The organism is Nocardia brasiliensis (genome assembly GCF_042691675.1).
In the GTDB taxonomy this organism is placed as follows: domain Bacteria; phylum Actinomycetota; class Actinomycetes; order Mycobacteriales; family Mycobacteriaceae; genus Nocardia; species Nocardia brasiliensis_D.
The window spans coordinates 4,086,750-4,106,359 of the sequence record NZ_CP170507.1; the positions used below are offsets into that span (position 1 = coordinate 4,086,750).

A 19,610-nucleotide genomic window follows, 5' to 3' on the forward strand; every position below is an offset into this window, starting at 1 on the left:
CCTATTCGAGAGTTCGGTACCGCTCGAGCAGACGCACGTGGCGCGGTTCGAGTTCGTCGACCGTGCTGACTCCGAGCAGCTTCATGGTCCGCACGATCTGCGTGCGCAGGATGTCGATCGCGCGGTCGACACCGGCTTCGCCGCCGGCCATCAGCCCGTACAGGTAGGCCCGGCCGATGAGGGTGCAGCGCGCGCCGAGGGCGAGGGTGGCGACGATGTCGGCACCGTGCATGATGCCGGTGTCGAGGTGGATCTCCATGTCGTCGCCCACCTCGCGCACCACGGACGGCAGCAGGTGCAACGGTACGGGCGCGCGATCCAACTGCCGCCCACCATGGTTCGACAGGACGATGCCGTCGACGCCGAGCCCGGCCAGGCGCTTGGCGTCATCGACGGTCTGCACACCTTTCACCAAAATCTTTCCCTGCCAGTGCTGCCGGACCCAGGCCAGATCGTCGAAGCCGACGGTCGGGTCGAACATGGCGTCGAGCAGTGCGGCCACTGTGCCCGACCAACGGTCGAGCGAGGCGAAGGCCAGCGGCTCGGTGGTGAGGAAGTCCCACCACCACCATGGCCTGCGCAAGGCGTCGAGGGCACCGGACAGCGTGATGGACGGCGGCACCGTCATGCCGTTGCGCACGTCGCGCAGCCGGGCGCCCGCCACCGGCACGTCCACCGTCACCACGAGGGTGTCGAATCCCGAACGCTCGGCGCGTTCTACCAGCTCGAGGGAGCGATCGCGGTCGGTCCAGATGTAGAGCTGGAACCAGTTGCGGGCGTCGGCCCCGGTGCCCGACGCGACATCTTCGATGGCCGTGGTCCCCATCGTGGACAACGTGAACGGGATGCCCGCGCGTTCGGCGGCGCGCGCCCCCGCCAACTCGCCTGCCGTGTGCATCATCCGGGTGAACCCGGTGGGCGCGATCCCGAACGGCAGCGCGGCAGTCTTGCCGAGAACCCGGACGGTGGTGTCGGTGGTGGTGACGTCACGCAGGATCGAGGGACGGAACTCGATGTCGGCGAACGCGTCTCGGGCGCGCTTCAGGCTGATCTCGGCGTCGGCGGCGCCGTCGGTGTAGTCGAAGGCGACCTTGGGGGTGCGCCTGCGCGCCAACTCACGCAGGTCCCAGATCGTTTGGGCGCGAGCTAGTTTGCGTGTCCGCCCGCCGAATGGACGCTCGAACTTGACCAGGGGCGCGAGCTCGCGCGGCCGGGGGAGTCGGCGCGCGGTCATCGGGCCGCCCCGGCTGCCTGTGCGGTGCCGCGCAGCCGTAAGGAATGCATGCCGCCGTCGACTTCCAGCATCGTCGCGGTGATGGACGCCGCGGCGGGACCGGCCAGATAGGCCACCGCACTGGCGACTTCCTCGGCCGTGACCAGGCGTCCGTGCGGCTGGCGTGCGCGCAGCGCCGCTATTTCGGCGGCGGGATCGGCACTGCTCGCCAGCAGGCGCTGCACCCAGGGTGTGTCGACGGTGCCGGGGTTGACGCAGTTCACTCGGATGCCCTCGCCGACGTGATCGGCGGCCATGGCGCGGGTGAGTGAGAGTATCGCGCCCTTGCTCGCGCTGTACGCGGCGCGATCGGGTAGCCCGGTGGTGGCGGCGATCGAGCAGATGTTCACGATCGCGGCGGCCGGTGACCGGCGAAGATGGGGGAGTGCCGCGCGGGAGACGCGCACCGTGCCGAAAACATTCACCTCGAACAGCCGCCGCCATTCGTCGTCGGTGTTGTCCGCGATGGTCCCCTGCGCGCCGATGCCCGCGTTGTTGACGAGAATGTCGATGCGGCCGAAAGTCTCGACGACGTCCGCGACCGCGCGACGGACCGATTCGTCATCGGCGACGTCGCAGCGGAGCGCAACCCCTGCTATGCCGTCCGGGTTCAGATCGAGGACCGCCACCTGCGCGCCTGCGGCCGCGAGGGTTTCGGCAACCGCCTTCCCGATTCCGGACGCACCGCCGGTGACCACCGCCACCAGCCCGTCGAACGTGCCCTGCGACGACATACCGATCCACCCTCACCCGTCAGGTCCGGTACGCGAGTTCGCCGCCGGACAGATCCGATGTTTGACCTTGGCGAACATAACACCTATTCGCCCTGCACGGACCAGATTGCCACTGCGCAAGCAGGATTGACGGATTTGCCATCGACCATTGCGCACGCAGACATCCGATGTATAGTCGTGACCCAGATCACTATCTGGAACGAGGATCATCCCATGGCGCACCTTACGGCGCTGGACACGCTCGACGTCCGGTTCCCGACGTCGAGCGAACTCGACGGCTCGGACGCGATGAATCCCGACCCCGACTATTCGGCGGCCTACGTCATCCTGCGCACCGACGACCCGACTGGGCCCGAGGGCCACGGCTTCGCGTTCACCATCGGCCGCGGCAACGACGTGCAACGGGTCGCGATCCAGTCGCTCGAGCACTTGGTCGTCGGCCGTTCCGTCGCCGAAATCACCGGGAACTTCGGAGGATTCGCCCGCTCCCTCACCGCGGATTCTCAGCTGCGCTGGCTCGGCCCGGAGAAGGGCGTCATGCACATGGCGGTGGGCGCGGTGATCAATGCCGCGTGGGATCTCGCCGCAAAGCTGGCCGGAAAACCGGTGTGGCAGTTGGTCGCCGAGATGTCGCCTGAGCAGATCGTCGACCTGCTCGACTTCCGCTACCTCACCGACGCACTCACCCGCGACGAGGCACTGGAGATCCTGCGCCGCGCCGAACCGGGCAGGCGGCAGCGCACGGCCCACCTGCTCGCCGCCGGATATCCGGCGTACACGACGTCGCCGGGTTGGCTCGGCTACTCCGACGACAAGCTGGCCCGGCTGGCGCGGCAGGCGGTGGCCGACGGGTTCGGCATCATCAAGATCAAGGTCGGCCGCGACGTGGCGGAGGACGTGCGGCGGGTCAAGGTCGCCAGGGAGGCGATCGGACCCGATATCGGGCTGGCCGTCGACGCGAACCAGCGCTGGGATGTCGAGGCCGCCGTCGACTGGATTTCCCAACTGGCACAGGCGAACCCCGCCTGGGTCGAGGAGCCGACCAGCCCGGACGACATCCTCGGTCATGCCGAGATCCGCCGTCGCGTCGCGCCGGTGCGGATCTCGACCGGCGAGCACGGCCAGAACCGGATCCTGTTCAAGCAGTTGCTGCAGGTCGGTGCCGTCGACCTCCTCCAGATCGATGCGGCAAGGGTGGCCGGGGTCAACGAGAATCTGGCAATCCTGTTGCTGGCAGCCAAGTTCGGGGTTCCGGTCGTGCCACACGCGGGTGGCGTCGGGTTGTGCGAACTGGTCCAGCACCTGGCGATGATCGATTACGTCGCGATCTCCGGAACCATGCAGGACCGCGCGATCGAGTTCGTCGACCACCTGCACGAGCATTTCCGGCATCCGGTGCGGGTGCGCGGGGGGCGCTATCTCGCGCCGCGTACTCCCGGGTTCAGCGCCGAGATGTTGCCTGCCGCATTGCGGGACTACACGTATCCCAGCGGGGCCGCCTGGCGTGCGGACTCACCGGACGCAGGCCCGAATTCCAGGCCGGGAGTGGCCCTCCCACAACAGCAGGAGATCTCATGAAAACCGCCAGCATCATCGGCGTAGCCCTCGGCGCCACCCTGGTCATCGCCTCCAGCGCAGCCTGTTCCCGGGAGCCGATCGGCACCGGTGACAGTGTTCCGGCCGTCACGGTCGGCAGTGGCGCGGACAACGGCGTCCTGGTCGGGGCGGATCAGCCGCGCTCGGACTCCGATTTCTGGAGCGCCTACGCGGGCTACCTCGGCCCGAAGGCCGCCGCGGCGGGCGTCCGGCTGGAGAACACCTCCTCCGACAACGACGCCAACCGGCTCAAGTCCAACGTCGACACCCTGCTGTCGAAGGACGTCAAAGCGATCATCATGGCGCCGCAGGACACCGCCGCGGTCAAACCCGCCCTCGCCGCCGCGACCGCGAAGGGCGTTCCGGTGGTCAGCGTCGATACCCGCCCGGACACCGGCGGCGTGTATATGGTCGTGCGCGCGGACAATCGCGCCTACGGCACCAAGTCGTGCGTCTACCTCGGTGAAACCTTGCAGGGCACCGGCAAGGTCGTCGAGTTCCAAGGCGATCTGAGTTCGATCAACGGACGCGATCGGTCGGAGGCCTTCGCCGAGTGCATGAAGACCCGCTACCCCGGCATCAAGGTGATCGAGATCCCGACCGACTGGAAGGGTGATCGCGCCGTCTCTGGCCTACAGGACAAACTGCTGACCGACCCCGATATCAACGGCATTTACATGCAGGCGGGCGGGGTGTTCCTCCAGCCGACGATGGCACTGCTGCGACGCAGCGGCAAACTGGTGAAAGCCGGTGCGCCAGGGCACATCACGATCGTGTCGAACGACGGCATCAAGGCGGAGCTGGACGCGATCGAAGCGGGTGAGATCGATGCGACCATCTCCCAGCCCGCCGACCTCTACGCGCAGTACGCGGCCTTTTACGCCAAGGCCGCGATCGATGGTCGCAAGTTCACCCCGGGTCCCACCGATCACGGATCCACGATCATCGACACCGGCGTCGGCGGCACGCTCGAGGATCAACTGCCCGCTCCCGTCGTCACCCGAACCGGCGGCAAGGTAGGCGAACTCGATACTCTGCCCACCTCCGCACCGGGCCTGTGGGGGCACGGCGGATGACCGGCGAACCGATCGCCGAAGCCATCGACGTCTCGAAACGGTTCGGGCGCAACGTCGTCGCGCTCGACCGGGTCGGCCTGCGGGTGGCCGCAGGCCGGACCCACGCCCTGGTCGGTCGCAACGGCGCCGGAAAGTCGACCCTGGTGTCGATTCTGACCGGACTCGCAACTCCGGATGAGGGGGAGGTGCGGTTCAACGGACTCCCAGCGCCCTCGCTCGGCGACCGGGATGCGTGGCGGTCGCGGGTGGCCTGCGTGTATCAGAAGTCGACGATCATCCCCGATCTGTCGGTGGCGGAGAATCTGTTCGTCAACCGACAGAACGTCGGCGGCCGAGTCATCAACTGGCGCAAGGTGCGTAGCCGTGCCAGGGAACTGCTCGACACCTGGTCCGTGCCGGTCGATGTCGACACCGTCGCCCGTGATCTGTCCGTGGAGCATCGGCAGTTGGTGGAGATCGCGCGCTCGCTGTCGCACGGAGCGCGCTTCATCATCCTGGACGAGCCCACCGCGCAACTGGACGGACCCGCGATCAAGCGGCTGTTCAACAGGATCGGGGACCTACAGGCTCAGGGTGTCACCTTCCTGTTCATCTCCCATCACCTCGACGAGACCTACGAAATCTGCCGGGACATCACCGTTTTTCGTGATGCCAGGCAGGTAGTGACCGCCCCCGCCGCCGACCTCGGCAAGAAGGAACTGATTGCCGCGATGACCGGCGACTCGGTCGAACTCCAGGTACCGGCCGCGCGGCGCGACCCGGACGCCGAGGCGGCGCCGACGCTCCGGGTCGAAGGACTTACCCGGACCGGCGAATTCAGCGACGTGTCGCTCGAGGTCAAGCCTGGTGAGATCGTCGGCCTGGCCGGCGGCGGCAGCAGTGGCCGGATCGAGGTGGCCGAGACCATCGTCGGATTACGCAAGGCCGCAGCGGGTTCCATCCTCGTATCGGGCGCCCGCCCGCGCCGCGGTGGCGTGCGGGCGGCACTGGACGCGGGGATCGGCTTCGTGCCGCGCGACCGGCACGAGGAAGGGCTGATTCCGGAGATGAGCGTCGCCGACAATGCCACGCTGACCGTGCCACACCGGCTGGGACGACTGGGACTGCTGTCCCGGCGTACCCGGAACATGGTGGCGGGCAAGGCCATCGAGGATCTGGGTATCAAAACCGAAGGGCCGGAACAGAGCGTCGCCGAACTGTCGGGCGGCAATCAGCAGAAGGTGGTGTTCGCCCGCGCACTGGCCACCGATCCGGCGGTATTGGTGCTGATCACACCGACAGCGGGCGTCGATGTCCGGTCCAAGGAGACGTTGCGCGGTGTCGTGCGCGACGCCGCGGACCGGGGCACCGCCGTCCTGGTGGTGTCGGACGAGCTCGACGATCTGCGCGACTGCGATCGCGTCCTGGTGATGGTGCAGGGCCGGATCGCTCAGGAATTCGAGAAGGGCTGGGGCGACAAGGAACTCGTCGCCGCCATGGAAGGACTGTCATGACCCCGATCGCGACCGGACGCGAACCCGCGACCCGCGAGACCGCCGCGACCCGGCGTTCACTGGCCACCGTGCGCTGGGGTGCGCTGCGCGACTTCCTGCTCGTACCGCCGATCCTGCTGGTACTGGTGGTCGGTTACTTCATCAACAGCAATTTCGTCTCGTCCACCAACCTGACCAACGTGCTGACCTCGATGAGCGGCATCGCGCTCATCGTGCTGGCCGAAGTGCTGGTGCTGGTGGTCGGCCGAATGGATCTGTCGCTGGAGTCGACCTTCGGGCTCGCCCCCGGCGTCGCCATCTGGGCGACCATGGGCACCGCGAAAGTGGGTGCCTTCACCTGGACTTCGCCGTGGATGGCCATTCCGATCGCGCTGCTCGTCGGCTTCGCCGTCGGCGCGCTCAACGGCGTGCTGATCGTCCGGTTCGGGCTGAACGGTTTCATCGTCACCCTGGCGATGCTCATCGCCCTGCGCGGGCTGCTCACTTTCCTCACCGAGGGATTCACGCTCACCAAGATTCCGCCGTCGGTCGAATGGCTGGGCAACACCCGGATACTCGGCGTGCCGGTCGATGTCGCGCTCTGCCTGGCGTTGTTCGTCCTCGGCTACCTCGTGCTCACCTATACGACGGCGGGACGCTCGCTCTACGCCGTCGGCGGCAACGAGGCCGCCGCGCGGGCCGCGGGCATCCGCACCGATAACGTCGTTATCGCCGTGCTGGTGGTCGCCGGTGGACTCGCCGCGATCGGTGGGCTGATCTACTCGGGACAGTTCGCCAGCGTGCAGGTGAGCCAGGGCGACGGGATGATCTTCCAGGTGTTCGCCGCCTGCGTGATCGGCGGTGTGGCGCTCAACGGCGGACGCGGTTCGGTGCTCGGCGCGTTCTTCGGCGTCCTGATTCTCACCTTGATCCAGAAGCTGCTGTCCTACGGCGGGGTCAGCGCCGACTCGCTCAAGTTCATCAACGGCGCGCTGATCCTGGTCGCCTTGGTGATCACCCGCATCGCCAGCGGACGACGGCAGGAGTGAATATGCGAATCGCGTTGCATACCAAGCTGAAACCCGGTCCCGAGGCCGAGTACGAAGCCGTGCACCGTGCGGTGCCCGCCGAACTTGTCGCCGCTATCCGGGATGCCGGTGCGACGGACTGGACCATCTGGCGCAGCGGCCTCGACCTGTTCCACGTGATCGACTGTGCGGCATACGATGTGCTGCTAGCGCGGTTGGCTGAGCTGCCCGTCAACGTGGCGTGGCAGCTGCGGATCAACGAGCTTCTCGAGGCGTCGCACGACTATTCGGCGACCGGGGCCGACGCCGCGTTGCCGGTGGTGTGGGAATTGAATCCCGCGGCGGGTGCTGCGGATGCCTGACGTATCGGACATCATCCTCGGCGGTGCGGGCTACGCGGGGCTGTTCCGGGCCGTCGATGAGGACGTCGCTCAGGCGGGCATCGCGGCAGCCTGGGACGCGGGTATTCGGGCCTTCGACACCGCACCGCACTACGGCGCGGGCAGCGGCGAAGAACGGCTCGGCCGCTTCCTGCGCACCCAGCCACGTACGGGATACACATTGTCGACCAAGGTGGGCCGTCTGCTCTACGACGATCCGCAAGCGGCCGAGGGGGTGGACGGCTTTTTCGGGACGCCGAAACGCTCACGGCGACGCGACTATTCGGCAGCAGGCGTCCGGCGGTCGCTAGAGCATTCACTGACCCGATTGGGCTTGGACCGGGTGGACCTGCTGCTCATCCACGACCCGGACGATCACCAAGACGAAGCTCTCACCGCCGCGGCGCCCGAACTCGACCGCATGCGGGCCGAGGGCATCGTCTCCGGCATCGGTGTCGGCGTGAACGATGTCGATGTGGCATTGCGATTCGTCCGTGAATCGGCCATCGATCACGTGCTGATCGCGGGCCGGTACACCCTGCTGGACCAGCGGGCCGAAGCCGAGTTGCTTCCCGAATGTGCGCGACGCGGCATTCGAGTACTCGTGGGCGGTGTGCTGAACAGCGGAATTCTGGCCGACCCGCTGTACGCGGCGACCTTCGACTATCAGCCGGCGCAACGCGCCGTCGTCGAACGCGCCCTGACGATGGACCGGATCTGCGCGAGATACGATGTGCCCCTGCGGGCGGCGGCGTTGCAGTTCCCGCGCCGCAACGCGGCGGTCGATGCCATCGTCATCGGCGCGCGGACGGGCGCGGAAGTCGATGACACCGTCGCGATGCTGAACGTCGCTGTGCCGGAGGAACTCTGGCACGAGTTGGGGCGGTGCCGATGATCCGGCAGTCAGCCTGCGGCGCGGTGCAGCCATTCCATTACGCCTGCCACGTGGGCGAGGGCTCGGGCGTGCGCGAGTTCGGGATCGCGGGCGGCGATCGCGTCGCAGATGCCGCGGTGCTCGGCGACGGTGCGTTCGAACGCCCGCTCCTCGGTGATGCCGCGCCAGATCCGGGCCCGCATCGTCGGCAGCGACAGCGAATCCAGCAGCGAGGCAAGCACCTTGTTGCCGGAGGCGGCGGCGATGGCGGCGTGGAACTCGAGATCGAGCGCGACGAGCTCGGTCACCGAGGACGTTTCGGGCTCCACCAGGGTGCGCAGGTGGGCGATCCGGTCCTCGGTCATCGATTGCGCGGCGAGGGCGGTGGCGGCGGGCTCGAGGATGCGCCGGACCCCGAAAATGTCCAATACCGAGTCGTCCTGGTGGAATTCGAGCAGGAAGCTCATCGCGTCGAGCAGCGACTTCGGTTCCAGGCTCGCCACGTACGTGCCGTCGCCCTGGCGTACGTCCAGGATCCGGACCAGCGACAGCGCTCGCACCGCCTCGCGCAGCGAGTTGCGCGAGACCCCGAGCTCCGCGGCGAGATCGGCCTCGCGGGGCAGTCGCGAGCCGGGCTCGAGATCGCCCGAGATGATCATCGCCTTGATCTTCGCTATCGCGTCGTCGGTGACCGACACCTGTTTCCTTCGCTCGAGGATGTGAAGCTATGCCTCCGATGACTGTAGACTCACACGTTCATATCTGGCAGGTAGACGGCGGAAAATTCGACGTCCAGTACGACTGGCTGACAGAAACATCGGATGTTTTATACCGGAATTACACGCTGGCCGATGTGCAGCCCGAACTGGCCGAGCATGGCGTCGGCGCGATCGTGCTGGTGCAAGCCGCCGATTCGCTGGCCGAGAATCGCGCGCTACTCGACGCCGCGGCCGCCTCGCCATACCCGACCGCCGTGGTCGGCTGGCTGCCACTGCACCGGCCCGACCTGGCCGCCGCCGAGCTGCCCGCGCTGCGCGCGCATCCCGAATTCGTCGGCGTCCGGCACATGATCCACCGCGACCCGGACCCGAAATGGTTACTGCGCCGCGAGGTTTCGGAGGGCCTCGGGCTACTCGCCGAGGCCGGGCTGGTTTTCGACGCGGTGGCCGAACGACCGGATCTGCTCGCGCAGGTTCCGCTGATCGCGAACGCGCACCCCGACCTGACGATCGTCCTGGATCACCTGGGCAAGCCACCGATCGCTACCGGCGGCTGGCAGCCATGGGCGGATCTGCTCGCCGAGGCGGCCGCCGCGCCGAACGTGGTGGCCAAGATCTCCGGACTGGCCACGGTGTCCGGGCCGGAGGTCAGCGCCCGACGCTGGCAGCCCTATGTCGACCACGCACTCGAGGCATTCGGACCCGAGCGGCTGATGGTCGGCGGTGACTGGCCTTTCACGCTCACGGCCGCGTCCTATCGGACCGTGTGGCAAACCACGCTGGAAACGCTGAACCAGCTGCCTCCCGCCGCCCGCGTCCAGGTGCTGACCGAAGTGGCCTGGCGCACTTACCAATTGCCTCTCGCACCGACCTGGATGACCCAAGGAGAACCCGAATGAAGTTGCAGCGCATCGGTGACCACGGCGCGGAGCGACCGATCGTCGTCGACGGCGAGCACGCCTACGATCTGCGCCCGCTCACCATCGACATCGATGGCGACTTCCTCGCCGCGGGCGGCATCGAGGCGGTCGGTGCCGCGCTCGCGGCGGGCACGCTGGCCCACATCGATGTCACCGGCCAGCGCATCGGTGCGCCGGTGGCGCGGCCGCAGGCGGTGTGGTGCATCGGCATGAATTACGCCGCGCACGCCGCGGAATCGGGCGCGGCGCCGCCCGAGGCCCCTGTGGTGTTCTTCAAGACCCCCAACACCGTCGTCGGTCCCTACGACGACGTGCTGATCCCACGCGACTCCCGCAAGACCGACTGGGAGGTAGAGCTCGCGGTGGTGATCGGTAGGCGCGCACGCTACCTCGACTCCGCCGCAGCGGCACTGAATCATATTGCGGGCTACACCATATCGAACGACGTCTCGGAACGTGCGTTCCAGCTGGAACAGTCGGGCGGGCAGTGGTCGAAAGGCAAGTGCTGCGAGACCTTCAATCCGCTGGGACCGGCACTTGTGCCGCGCGACCGGCTCGACCCGCGCGATCTGCGATTGCGTTCGTGGGTGAACGGCGAAGCGCGCCAGGACTCCAGCACGGCCGACCTCATCTTCGACGTCGGCTACCTCGTTTGGCACCTGTCCCAGTACGCGGTTCTCGAACCCGGCGACATCATCAATACCGGAACCCCTGCCGGAGTGGCACTTTCCGGTCGTTATCCGTATCTGCGCGACGGCGATGTGATGGAAGTGGAGATCGAGGGGATCGGCCGGGCCAGGCAGCGATGCCGCAACGCGGTATGGACCAGCGAACCATCGCCGCCGACCACGGTGCGGGTGTGAGACCTTCGCCGACGCTCCGCGATCACTCCGCGGCCAGGATCTCCAGCGCCCGGTCGACGTCGTCGACGTCGTTGTAGAGGTGGAAGGCGAACCGCAACCCGCCATTGCGAGCGGAGACAACGACACCGGCCTGCTCGAGGCGCGGCGCCGCATCACCGGCCCCGAGGACCGAGACGATCGCCGAACGACCCGGCACCGACTCGAGGCCGATCTCGGTCAATCCCGCGCGGAAGCGGTCGGCGAGATCGAGGTTGTGCGCGTTGATCTTTTCGACCGTCAGCTCCTCGATCAGCGAGAGTCCCGCCGTCGCGGCGATCACGCCGAGCCAGTCAGGGGTTGCGTCGAAGCGGTGCGTGGTCGAGGCCAGCGCGACCGGCCGGTACAGCTCGGCCCACCGGTCGGCGGCGGCATACCAACTCGGCCCGACCGGACGCACCGTCGCGGCGGCCTCCGGTGCCGCGGCGAAGAAGGAGAGGCTGCGCGCACCGATCAGCCATTTGAATGTCGCGCACACCCAGTAGTCGGCGTCGGCGAAGCTCAACGGCAGCCAACTCGCCGCCTGCGTGGCGTCCACCAGCAACCGGGCGCCATGGGCCTGCGTGGCGGCGCGCAGCACCGGCAAGTCGGTGAGCCGGCCGTCGGCCGACTGCACCACGCTCACCGCGACCAGCGCGGTCTCCGGCCGCACCTCCTCGGCCAAGCGCTCCAGCGGCACGAAACGCACCGCGAGATCACCGCGGTACAGAAACGGCATGGACACCGACGAGAACTCGCCTTCGGCCAACAGCACTTCCGCGCCCGCGGGCAACGCCACGGCGATCGGGGCGATGAGCGGAGCGACGCCGCCGCCGATGGCGACGTCGTCCGGCGTGGCACCGGAAAGCAGCCGCGCGAAGGACGCGCGCACCTCGGGCACCAGCACGTCGTTCGACAGCGGCCCGCCCCGGCCGGCCGCCCACTCGGCACTCGCTTCGCGGACAGCGGCCAGTGCCCGCGCGGACGGCAGCCCGAACGCGGCGGTATTGAGGTAGGTGGTTTCGGGTGCGAACTCGTGCGGCGCAAGGGAAGACATACTGGCAGCTTTCGCCGCCGGGCCGTTCCGGTCCAGCTCCAGCAGGTCGAAACTGGACCGATCTCGCCCTGCCGCAGGTGAGTTCAGGTGGCGGCGCCCGTGGTGGACGCCGCCGCCCGCCCCGGTTAGTTGGCCGCCGTCCCGGCGACGACCCCTCGGCGTGCCTCGGCGACGCACTCGGACCAGGGACGATCACCGAGTTCGATCACGCCCTTCGGACCCATGAACGCGCTCGACACGATGACGTCGGGGTTCAACCCGGCCAGCAGATCCAGGCTGCTGAGCAGTGTGTCGCGGTCACTGTGACCCTCGAGGTAGCCGGCCCACCAGCTGCCGTTCTCGCCGAGGACGAGAGTGTCGCCGGTGAACAGGTAGCGTTTGCCGCCGATTGTCGCGAGGTAGCAGGCGCTGCCCGGGGTGTGGCCCGGTGTCGGGATCACCTCGAGTCCCGCGAAACCGACGTGGCGGCTGTCGAACGCGTCATCGACGGTGGTGCCGGTGACCAGGCCCGCGTCCGCCTGGTGGATGTGCAGTTTCGCGCCGAAACGCTCCCGTACGACCGCCAGCGACGAGGCGATCTCGTCCCGATGGCTGAGGTAATGGTGCGCGACGCCGCCGAGGTCGGCCATCTTGTCGAACTCCTCGGTGACCGTGGTGTTGTAGAACAACACGTTTCCCTCGGGCGTGGTCCACAGGTAAGCGTGGGTGGTCAGGCCGGGGAACGGGCTCAGTGTCTCGGTCTCCCACAGGTCGGGGACGATCTGGTGCATGATGTTTCCTTCCGTGTGATGTCGCTACCCGGAAGGCGCTAGATCCGATCTCGCGGCGCTAGATCGAGCATCAGAGCCGCCAGCGGACCTCGCGATGGGGTTGATACCGGCACACCAGCCCGAGGGAGACACCGGCACGCAGGTGTTCGGCGAGTTCGGGATGCAGCTGATCGAGCCGCCGCAACGTGTCGCGCACCCGCGCGGACACCGTCTTGCGGGCGCGTTCGGCGTCGTCGCCGAGGTGCCGGGTGCGTCCGGCGAGGCCGGCGGTGCGGCGCAGTTCGTCGATCAGCGCGGCGCGTTCCCGGTCGAGTTCGGCGGCTCGATCATCGTGTCCGATCTCGACCGCACGGTCGATCTCGGCGTCGAGGGTCGTCAACCGGCGCTGATAGTCGGCCTTCGCTCGATCGTCGAGCACCGGGTCACTGCCGAAAGATCGCGCCGCGCGCACGGTTCCGGTGCTATCGGGCGCGCCGAACAGCTCCAGCGACGGGATGTCGTGGCCCGGGTGCGCGAGCAGCACGTGCAGATCACGAAGACCCTTGGCATCGGGCAAATGGACGGTGCGATCGGCAAATCGCAAGGTCCACACCGTGCCGTCGAGCCGGAACTCGTTGTCCGGCGGCGGCGGTGACGGCGGCGGAGCCGCCACCTGTTCTCGATGCGAGAGCAGCCGCAGCTGGTGTTGCGCGGCGTCGATCCATGGTTGCGCCCGCATCCATTGCGCCGAATGCATTGCTGCCATGAGGTGTTCGACGGCGACATCGAGTTCGCCGTCCGCCGCCGCGAGACGCCCCAGCCAGTAGGCATATGGGCCGTATACCGCGCCACCGCCCGCGACCACTGCCCACCACTCGGCGAGGGGAACCAGTCTCGCGCGCACCGCTTTCCGGAGATCGGCGTCGTCGAGCGCCAGCGCGGCATGCGCCTGCGCTACCAGGATGGCGGAATGGAAATGGCGGGGGAACAACTTGTCCAGCGCCTGGATATCGTTGACGCGGCGCCTGATTCGCTCGACGTCGCCGCGCCGGGCGGCGGTGATCACATCGACGACCGCGATGTAGTCGCCCGCCATGTCGCGATATCGGTCGACGAAGGCGTCCGCCTCGTCGAGGTCACCCCCGAACAGCGCGAGCGCCCAGCGCTGTTCGAGCCACAGCGGTACCCGATCGACTTCGCCGAGCCGTTCGCCGAGCGAGTACGCGTCGTCGATCATGGTGCGCGCGTCCGCGAACCGCCCACTGAGCGTGGCCAACGCACCGGATCGGGACAATGCGATGAAACGGAAGCGGGGCAGCCGGGCGCGGTCCGCCTGCGCGCAAAAGGTGGCGAGCTCGCTGTGCGCTCGCGGATCGCCCAGTTCGAGCAATGCGGTGAAACGCAGTAGCGAACCCCGCAATTCGAGGTCGTCGCGGTGGCCGCGGCGGCCGAGGTGGACGAGTTCGTCGGCCAGGCCGAGCCGGTCGGCCGCGGTGCCGGGCTGCCAGATCGCGTCGTGCCTGGCCAGCAGACTCGACCCGAGGGTGATGTCGTCCCCGGATTCCCTGGCCAGTCGGACTGTTTCGGCGCTCATCTGGTCGACCGCTTCGCGTCGCGCCGCGTAGCCGGTGTGCACGCGCACGCGGGTCGCGGCGGCAAGCACCTGAACGGCCAGCGGATCGGTGGGCGGGCGTTCGGCCAGCAGCAGGCGATGCGCCTGGTCCATGAGCTCGATCTCGCGTTCGGCTTCCCGTTCCGGTGCGGGCATGCCGAGTTCGTGTAGGCCGAGGGCGGCCCTGGCGAACAGCTCCGCCGCGGCACGGGCCCGTGCGGTCGTCAGCAGGGCCTCGTAGGTGCGTCGCGCGGCGGCGAGCTCGCCGGATCCGCTGTACGCGGCAGCCAAACTCAGGCCGACCACGCCGCGAAGTTCAGTCTGTTCATCCGGGATGCGGGTGAGGGCACGCCGATAGTGCTTCGCGACCTCGCCGGCGGCGAGCCTGCCGCAGGCGTCGCGTGCCGCGTCCAGCAGGTAGCGCAGGGTGCGGTCGTCGTCGATCGCGTTCGCGGCGAAATACGCGTGATGGGCCAGGTCGCTCGGTGTCGCACCGGAGACCTCCCGGGGCAGCCGCTCGAGCGCGGAAAGCACGGCGGCGTGGCGTTTGCGTGCCTCGGTCTCGCCGATCCGGGCGACCAGTGTCTCGCGGATCAGGTCGTGCACGAAGGTGTGGCGGTCGCCATCCAGCGCGATCACCAGGCGAGCACGGACCGCGGCCGCCAGGAGCTCGGTCACCACGGCGGCGTCCCGACCGGTGGCGGCGGCGACCACCTGCGTGGTGAATTCGCGTCCGACGAGCGCGGCCGTCGTCAAGATATCGATCGCGGCGACCGGGAGGGGAGCCAGCCGCGCGTCGAGGGTTTCGCGCACACCCGGCGTGAGTGTGTCGAGCTGACCGCCCGCGTGCCAGAGGCGGGCGGCCTGTTCGATCAGGAAGGGGTTGCCGCCGGAGAGGGTGTGCAGCGTGTGCACGACGTCGTCGGCGGGTCGCTCGCCGGTCAGGGCGGTGACGAGGGATGCGGTGGCTTCGATCGGCAAACCCGTCAGCTCGATGGTCCGCGCGACAGTCACCAACTCGCCGAACACCTTTCGCAACGGATGTGCGGTGGCCTCGATGTCGGTGTCGCGTACGGTGCCGACGATCGCGAGGCGCTCGAACCATGAGTGCCGTGCGACGAACGCCAGCAGCTTGACCGACTCCGGGTCGGCTCGGTGCAGATCATCGATCACCACGAATACCGGCCGCAGCGCGCAGGCGGTGACGAGCGCTTCGGTCACCGCGGCGCCGATCCGGAACGGCGACGCGGCGGCCGCGTCGGGCTGTTCCGCCTCCCCGATGAGGAACGACAGCGCGTTACCGGCCGCGTCGTCGACGGCGGCCCACTGACCGGGTGCGGCGGCGCGGCGCAGCCCACGCAGCACCTGCACCCACGGCCAGAAACCCGGCGTTCCGTCACCACTCCACGCGGTCGCGGTCAGCACCAGCACATCGCTGTCGTCGAACTCGCCGACCACCTCGGTGACCAGCGCGGTCTTGCCGATTCCCGCCTCGCCGGAGACCAGCACCAGCCCGCCGTGGCTGGACACCGTGCGGCGCAATTGCTCCCGCAGCAGTGCCGCCGGATGGTCTCGGCCGATCAGCCGCGTTCGCGCCACAGCACCAGCGTAATGGGCCACAGCACCAGCTTGATCGGCCACAGCACCAGCTTGATCGGCTGCCCAGGAGCCTATTTCGGTGCCGATGTCTCCCACAGATTCGGCAGTGGTTGAAGCGAGATCCGGGGCGCCCGCGTGGCGGCGACCGGGTAGCCCGGATGTGTTCGGCCGTCTCCGATGGGTACTCGATAGATCGAGGCATGCCGAAGCCAGTGCATGCGCTCACCGCACCGACGTCTCATGACGATCAGGAGTCTGCTGTGAACGAGAGCCCTGTGAACGAGAGCCCTGTCACCTCGCCCCGCCCGCACGATCCTTCACTCGACCAAAAGGTCGCCTTGCAAGCCGCCGCCACCCGTCTGGAACGGGAATTCGACGGACTCATCGACGACGACGCCATCGAACAGCTCCTGCACTCCGCCTACGACCACGTGGCCGACCACGCCACCATCGACAACTTCCTGCCGCTACTCGCCGAGCGCTATACCCGAGAGTGGTTGCACGCCTTGGCGGACCAGCAGGGCAGCCGCGTGTAGTCAATCGTCGTTCCCGGCTACCGAGAAGATCCGTAGTGGTCTCCGTAGTTTCCGGGATTCCACTGCGCGCTCGCCGGGGCACTGTGATGGGGTACACAAAGGTGTGTGCCGAAAACGTACATGCCTAATAGAAATACTTCTAAGCTCTAGGCGAGCACACAGTGGAGGTGAGCCATGACGGTCGAGGCGATGACCCCTCCCGAATCCAGTCGGCCGGCCCAACCACCGGTATCGATGATCGAACGAATGACGTTGATACTGGACGCTTTCGACGGCGCGACCCCGACGCTGACCCTGCTGGGTCTGTCCGAACGTACCGGCCTGCCGCGCTCGACTGTGCACCGCATCCTCGACCAGATGATCCGATTACGCTGGCTCGCCCATGCCCCCGGCGGCTATCGACTCGGCATGCGCGCGCTGGAGCTGGGCGGACTTGCCGCCGACCACAACGAGATTCGCGATGTGGTGAGCCCGCTGCTGCACGATCTCTGTCAACGCACCGGCATGGTCGGGCACCTCGGCGTGCTGGACGGCCGCGAGGTGCTCTACCTCGACAAGGCGGGCGGCCGGTTCGCCGCCAATATCCCGACCCGCCTGGGCGGCCGGATGCCCGCGCACAGTACGGCTTTGGGCAAGGCCTTGCTCGCGTCGCTCGAACCGAGCATCGTCGAGTCCTCCTTCCGGGATCAGTTACCGCAGCTGACGGCCCGAACCATCTGCGACAGAGCGGAATTGCATCGCGAGCTGGCCCGGATCCGGCAACGGCAGGGTGTCGCGACGGACAACGAGGAATCGGTGGCGGGCATCGCCTGCGTAGCCGTGCCGATCCGCGGTCGTGGCGCCGCGGTGGCGGCCGTGTCGCTGTCCGGCCAAATCGGCGGTGAACGTGCGACATTGGACACGGCGCGCCTGGCCCGGGTCCTCGTCGAAGTCGCGCACGAGGCCGGTCGTTCGCTCTTCCCGCGCCACGCCCGCTGGCGCTGACCCTGCGCCACGCCCGCTGGCGCTGACCGCGGCGCCTGGCGCGTTCGGCCTCGGCCTGACGGCGGGTGACGAATCAGCAGGTGTGCGGATGTCGGCATGCTGCGAAGAATCGGGGACGTGCGCGTGTGCTGCGGTGACAATGAGGAGGCAAGCCCGGGGTTAGGAGCACCGCGTGATGTACAGCGACGAACATCAGGAATTCCGGGCGATGGTCCGGCGCTACATCGAACAGAAGATCAATCCCCATGTCGACGAGTGGGAGCGGGCCGAAATGATGCCCCTGCACGAGATCTTCGCCGACATGGCAAAGCTCGGCATGCTGGGGCTCGAATACGACCCGGCCTATTCTGGACAGGGCGCCGACCATCTGTTCACGGTGGTGCTGTGCCAAGAGCTGGGTCGCGTCGCGCACGGGTCGTTCCCGATGGCGCTCGGTGTGCAGGTCGCGATGGCCACGCCGTCGCTGCACGCGCACGGCAGCGAGGAACTCAAGCAGGAATACCTGGCACCCGCCATGCGCGGTGAAACAGTCTGCGGCGTAGCGGTTACCGAGCCGGAAGCCGGTTCGGACGTGGCGGCGATCCGGACCAGCGCGCGCCGCGACGGTGACGACTGGGTGATCAACGGGTCGAAGATGTTCATCACCAATGCCGTGCAGGCGGACTGGCTGTGCACCCTGGTGCGGACCTCCGCGGAGGGCGGGTATCGCGGGATCAGTCAGATCATCGTGCCCACCGACGCTCCCGGGTTCCGGGTGCATCGCAAGCTCGACAAGCTGGGCATGCGCGCCTCCGACACCGGGCTGCTGACCTTCGAGGACGTGCGAGTTCCGGTGCGCAACACGATCGGCGAGATCGGCCAGGGCTTTCAGCAGCAGATGTCGCAGTTCGTGATGGAGCGCATGTTCGCCGCCTACAGCGTGCCGATCAGCTGCGCCGGGCAGCTCGAGCTGACCCGCGATTACGCCAAGCAGCGCAAGGTGTTCGGCCAGCCCCTGTCGGCCAACCAGTACCTGCAATACACCTACGCCGAACTCGCCGCCAAGGTGGACATGCTCCGCGTCTACACCGAGACCATCGCCCAGTCCTACCGCGACGGCGGTGACGTCACCCGGATGGCGACGATCGCCAAACTCGAGGCGGGCCGGCTCTCTCGCCAAGTAGCGGACTGGTGTCTGCAGGTGCACGGCGGCATGGGGTACATGACGGAGACCTGGACATCTCGCGCCTATCGGGACAGTCGCCTGCTGAGCATCGGTGGCGGTGCGGACGAGGTCATGTTGCGTGTTCTTTCCCTGATGGACGGTTTTGCATAACCCCCAGAAATATGCCTAAGCGATATAGTCCTATCGTGACCGATGCGCAGCCTGGCCCGGCGGAAGCCGAGGTACCGGATCTCCCGACGACCAGTTGGGCCGTGCTCGGCATGCTCTCGCACGCCGACGAGCTCTCCGGTTACGACCTGAAGAAATGGGCCGACGGAAGTCTGCAGTTCTTCTACTGGAGCCCGTCGTTCAGCCAGATCTACGCCGAACTCAAACGGTTGGAGAAACACGGCTACGCCACCTCCCGCACGGTACTCCAGGACGACGGCGTGCGTGGCAAGCGGATGTACGCCATCACCACGAGTGGCCGTGCGGCAGCGGCGCATTGGGTGAACCACGCACCGGTGGAGGCACCGGTGCTCAAGCACAGCGTCATGCTGCGCGCCTGGCTCGGTCATCTGGCCGAACCGGAGCGGCTGCGCGAAATCCTCACCGAGCACATCGGTTACGCCGATCGGATGCGCGGACAGGCCGAGGCGGACGCCGACCGGGCGGGGGAGCAGCCGCCGCGCCCGTATCCGGCCGCCGTATTGCGCTGGTGCGCGCGCCATTACGAGGCGGAGGCCGAATTCGGCCGAGAACTGCTGGCCGACGTCGACACGATCGCTACCGGGGTGCCGCCGAAAGCCAAAAGTCGCGCATCTTGACTCGTCTTCGCGCCGCATCGGATATCGCCGTGGCCGGATGATTTCCGGTGTGCCGCGGGAGTGTCCAACAAGATGCTGGGCATTTGCCGCACGATTGCTGAAGCGTGACTCTTTCACTGTGAAGAATTTTCGTTCGTTGCATGCACCGGTCG

At 67.7% G+C, this 19,610-nt stretch carries 18 protein-coding genes; 12 read left to right on the top strand and 6 right to left on the bottom strand.

The window, feature by feature from the left end; translation table 11 throughout:
• Position 1 precedes the first annotated feature (1 nt).
• Positions 2-1,234, bottom strand: coding sequence for an alpha-hydroxy acid oxidase (locus tag ACFK0J_RS18845; protein WP_378742069.1), 1,233 nt, complete (start codon positions 1,232-1,234; stop codon positions 2-4).
• Positions 1,231-2,007: an SDR family NAD(P)-dependent oxidoreductase gene (locus tag ACFK0J_RS18850; RefSeq protein WP_378742072.1), complete on the bottom strand. Its 777-nt coding sequence runs from the start codon at positions 2,005-2,007 to the stop codon at positions 1,231-1,233. Before ACFK0J_RS18850 ends, ACFK0J_RS18845 begins: the two co-directional genes overlap by 4 nt.
• A gap of 213 nt (positions 2,008-2,220) precedes the next feature.
• Between ACFK0J_RS18850 and ACFK0J_RS18855 the strand changes: the two genes are divergently transcribed.
• From ACFK0J_RS18855 to ACFK0J_RS18880, 6 genes are read left to right on the top strand one after another with little or no spacing between them, the layout of a single operon-like run.
• Positions 2,221-3,585: an enolase C-terminal domain-like protein gene (locus tag ACFK0J_RS18855; RefSeq protein WP_378742074.1), complete on the top strand. Its 1,365-nt coding sequence runs from the start codon at positions 2,221-2,223 to the stop codon at positions 3,583-3,585.
• Entirely contained in the window at positions 3,582-4,679 is a 1,098-nt protein-coding gene (locus ACFK0J_RS18860) for a sugar ABC transporter substrate-binding protein (protein WP_378742076.1), read from the top strand. The genes ACFK0J_RS18855 and ACFK0J_RS18860 overlap by 4 nt, the downstream gene beginning before the upstream one ends.
• Positions 4,676-6,172 carry a sugar ABC transporter ATP-binding protein gene (locus ACFK0J_RS18865; RefSeq protein ID WP_378742078.1) on the top strand — a complete coding sequence of 499 codons (1,497 nt, stop codon included), beginning with the start codon at positions 4,676-4,678 and terminating at the stop codon, positions 6,170-6,172. Before ACFK0J_RS18860 ends, ACFK0J_RS18865 begins: the two co-directional genes overlap by 4 nt.
• The gene (locus ACFK0J_RS18870) at positions 6,169-7,200 is read left to right on the top strand and encodes an ABC transporter permease (RefSeq protein WP_378742080.1); all 1,032 of its coding nucleotides are present in this window, start codon (positions 6,169-6,171) and stop codon (positions 7,198-7,200) included. The genes ACFK0J_RS18865 and ACFK0J_RS18870 overlap by 4 nt, the downstream gene beginning before the upstream one ends.
• A gap of 2 nt (positions 7,201-7,202) precedes the next feature.
• A complete protein-coding gene (locus tag ACFK0J_RS18875; protein WP_378742081.1) occupies positions 7,203-7,541 on the top strand; it encodes an L-rhamnose mutarotase in 339 nt (112 codons plus the stop codon).
• Positions 7,534-8,454: an aldo/keto reductase gene (locus tag ACFK0J_RS18880; protein ID WP_378742082.1), complete on the top strand. Its 921-nt coding sequence runs from the start codon at positions 7,534-7,536 to the stop codon at positions 8,452-8,454. Before ACFK0J_RS18875 ends, ACFK0J_RS18880 begins: the two co-directional genes overlap by 8 nt.
• 8 nt (positions 8,455-8,462) lie before the next feature.
• On the opposite strand, the gene ACFK0J_RS18885 is transcribed toward ACFK0J_RS18880, so the two are convergent.
• A complete protein-coding gene (locus ACFK0J_RS18885; RefSeq protein WP_378742083.1) occupies positions 8,463-9,131 on the bottom strand; it encodes a FadR/GntR family transcriptional regulator in 669 nt (222 codons plus the stop codon).
• 38 nt (positions 9,132-9,169) lie between these two features.
• Here ACFK0J_RS18885 and ACFK0J_RS18890 point away from each other — a divergent pair, with 38 nt between their 5' ends.
• Positions 9,170-10,051 carry an amidohydrolase family protein gene (locus ACFK0J_RS18890; protein ID WP_378742085.1) on the top strand — a complete coding sequence of 294 codons (882 nt, stop codon included), beginning with the start codon at positions 9,170-9,172 and terminating at the stop codon, positions 10,049-10,051.
• The gene (locus ACFK0J_RS18895) at positions 10,048-10,935 is read left to right on the top strand and encodes a fumarylacetoacetate hydrolase family protein (RefSeq protein WP_378742087.1); all 888 of its coding nucleotides are present in this window, start codon (positions 10,048-10,050) and stop codon (positions 10,933-10,935) included. Before ACFK0J_RS18890 ends, ACFK0J_RS18895 begins: the two co-directional genes overlap by 4 nt.
• A gap of 22 nt (positions 10,936-10,957) precedes the next feature.
• On the opposite strand, the gene ACFK0J_RS18900 is transcribed toward ACFK0J_RS18895, so the two are convergent.
• From ACFK0J_RS18900 to ACFK0J_RS18910, 3 genes are all read right to left on the bottom strand, one after another.
• Positions 10,958-12,007, bottom strand: coding sequence for an aminotransferase class V-fold PLP-dependent enzyme (locus ACFK0J_RS18900; protein WP_378742089.1), 1,050 nt, complete (start codon positions 12,005-12,007; stop codon positions 10,958-10,960).
• A gap of 125 nt (positions 12,008-12,132) precedes the next feature.
• Positions 12,133-12,777 (bottom strand): MBL fold metallo-hydrolase, encoded by a 645-nt coding sequence (locus tag ACFK0J_RS18905; protein WP_378742091.1) that lies wholly within the window; start codon positions 12,775-12,777, stop codon positions 12,133-12,135.
• A 70-nt stretch (positions 12,778-12,847) separates the two neighbouring features.
• The gene (locus ACFK0J_RS18910) at positions 12,848-15,967 is read right to left on the bottom strand and encodes an ATP-binding protein (protein WP_378742093.1); all 3,120 of its coding nucleotides are present in this window, start codon (positions 15,965-15,967) and stop codon (positions 12,848-12,850) included.
• A gap of 275 nt (positions 15,968-16,242) precedes the next feature.
• On the opposite strand from ACFK0J_RS18910, the gene ACFK0J_RS18915 reads away from it, so the two are divergent.
• From ACFK0J_RS18915 to ACFK0J_RS18930, 4 genes are all read left to right on the top strand, one after another.
• Positions 16,243-16,503, top strand: coding sequence for a three-helix bundle dimerization domain-containing protein (locus ACFK0J_RS18915; RefSeq protein WP_378742095.1), 261 nt, complete (start codon positions 16,243-16,245; stop codon positions 16,501-16,503).
• A 174-nt stretch (positions 16,504-16,677) separates the two neighbouring features.
• The gene (locus tag ACFK0J_RS18920) at positions 16,678-17,487 is read left to right on the top strand and encodes an IclR family transcriptional regulator (RefSeq protein ID WP_378742098.1); all 810 of its coding nucleotides are present in this window, start codon (positions 16,678-16,680) and stop codon (positions 17,485-17,487) included.
• Between the two features lie 172 nt (positions 17,488-17,659).
• Positions 17,660-18,802, top strand: a complete 1,143-nt coding sequence (locus tag ACFK0J_RS18925) for an acyl-CoA dehydrogenase family protein (protein ID WP_378742101.1) — start codon at positions 17,660-17,662, stop codon at positions 18,800-18,802.
• 35 nt (positions 18,803-18,837) lie between these two features.
• Positions 18,838-19,458 carry a PadR family transcriptional regulator gene (locus ACFK0J_RS18930; protein WP_378742103.1) on the top strand — a complete coding sequence of 207 codons (621 nt, stop codon included), beginning with the start codon at positions 18,838-18,840 and terminating at the stop codon, positions 19,456-19,458.
• Positions 19,459-19,610: the final 152 nt, after the last annotated feature.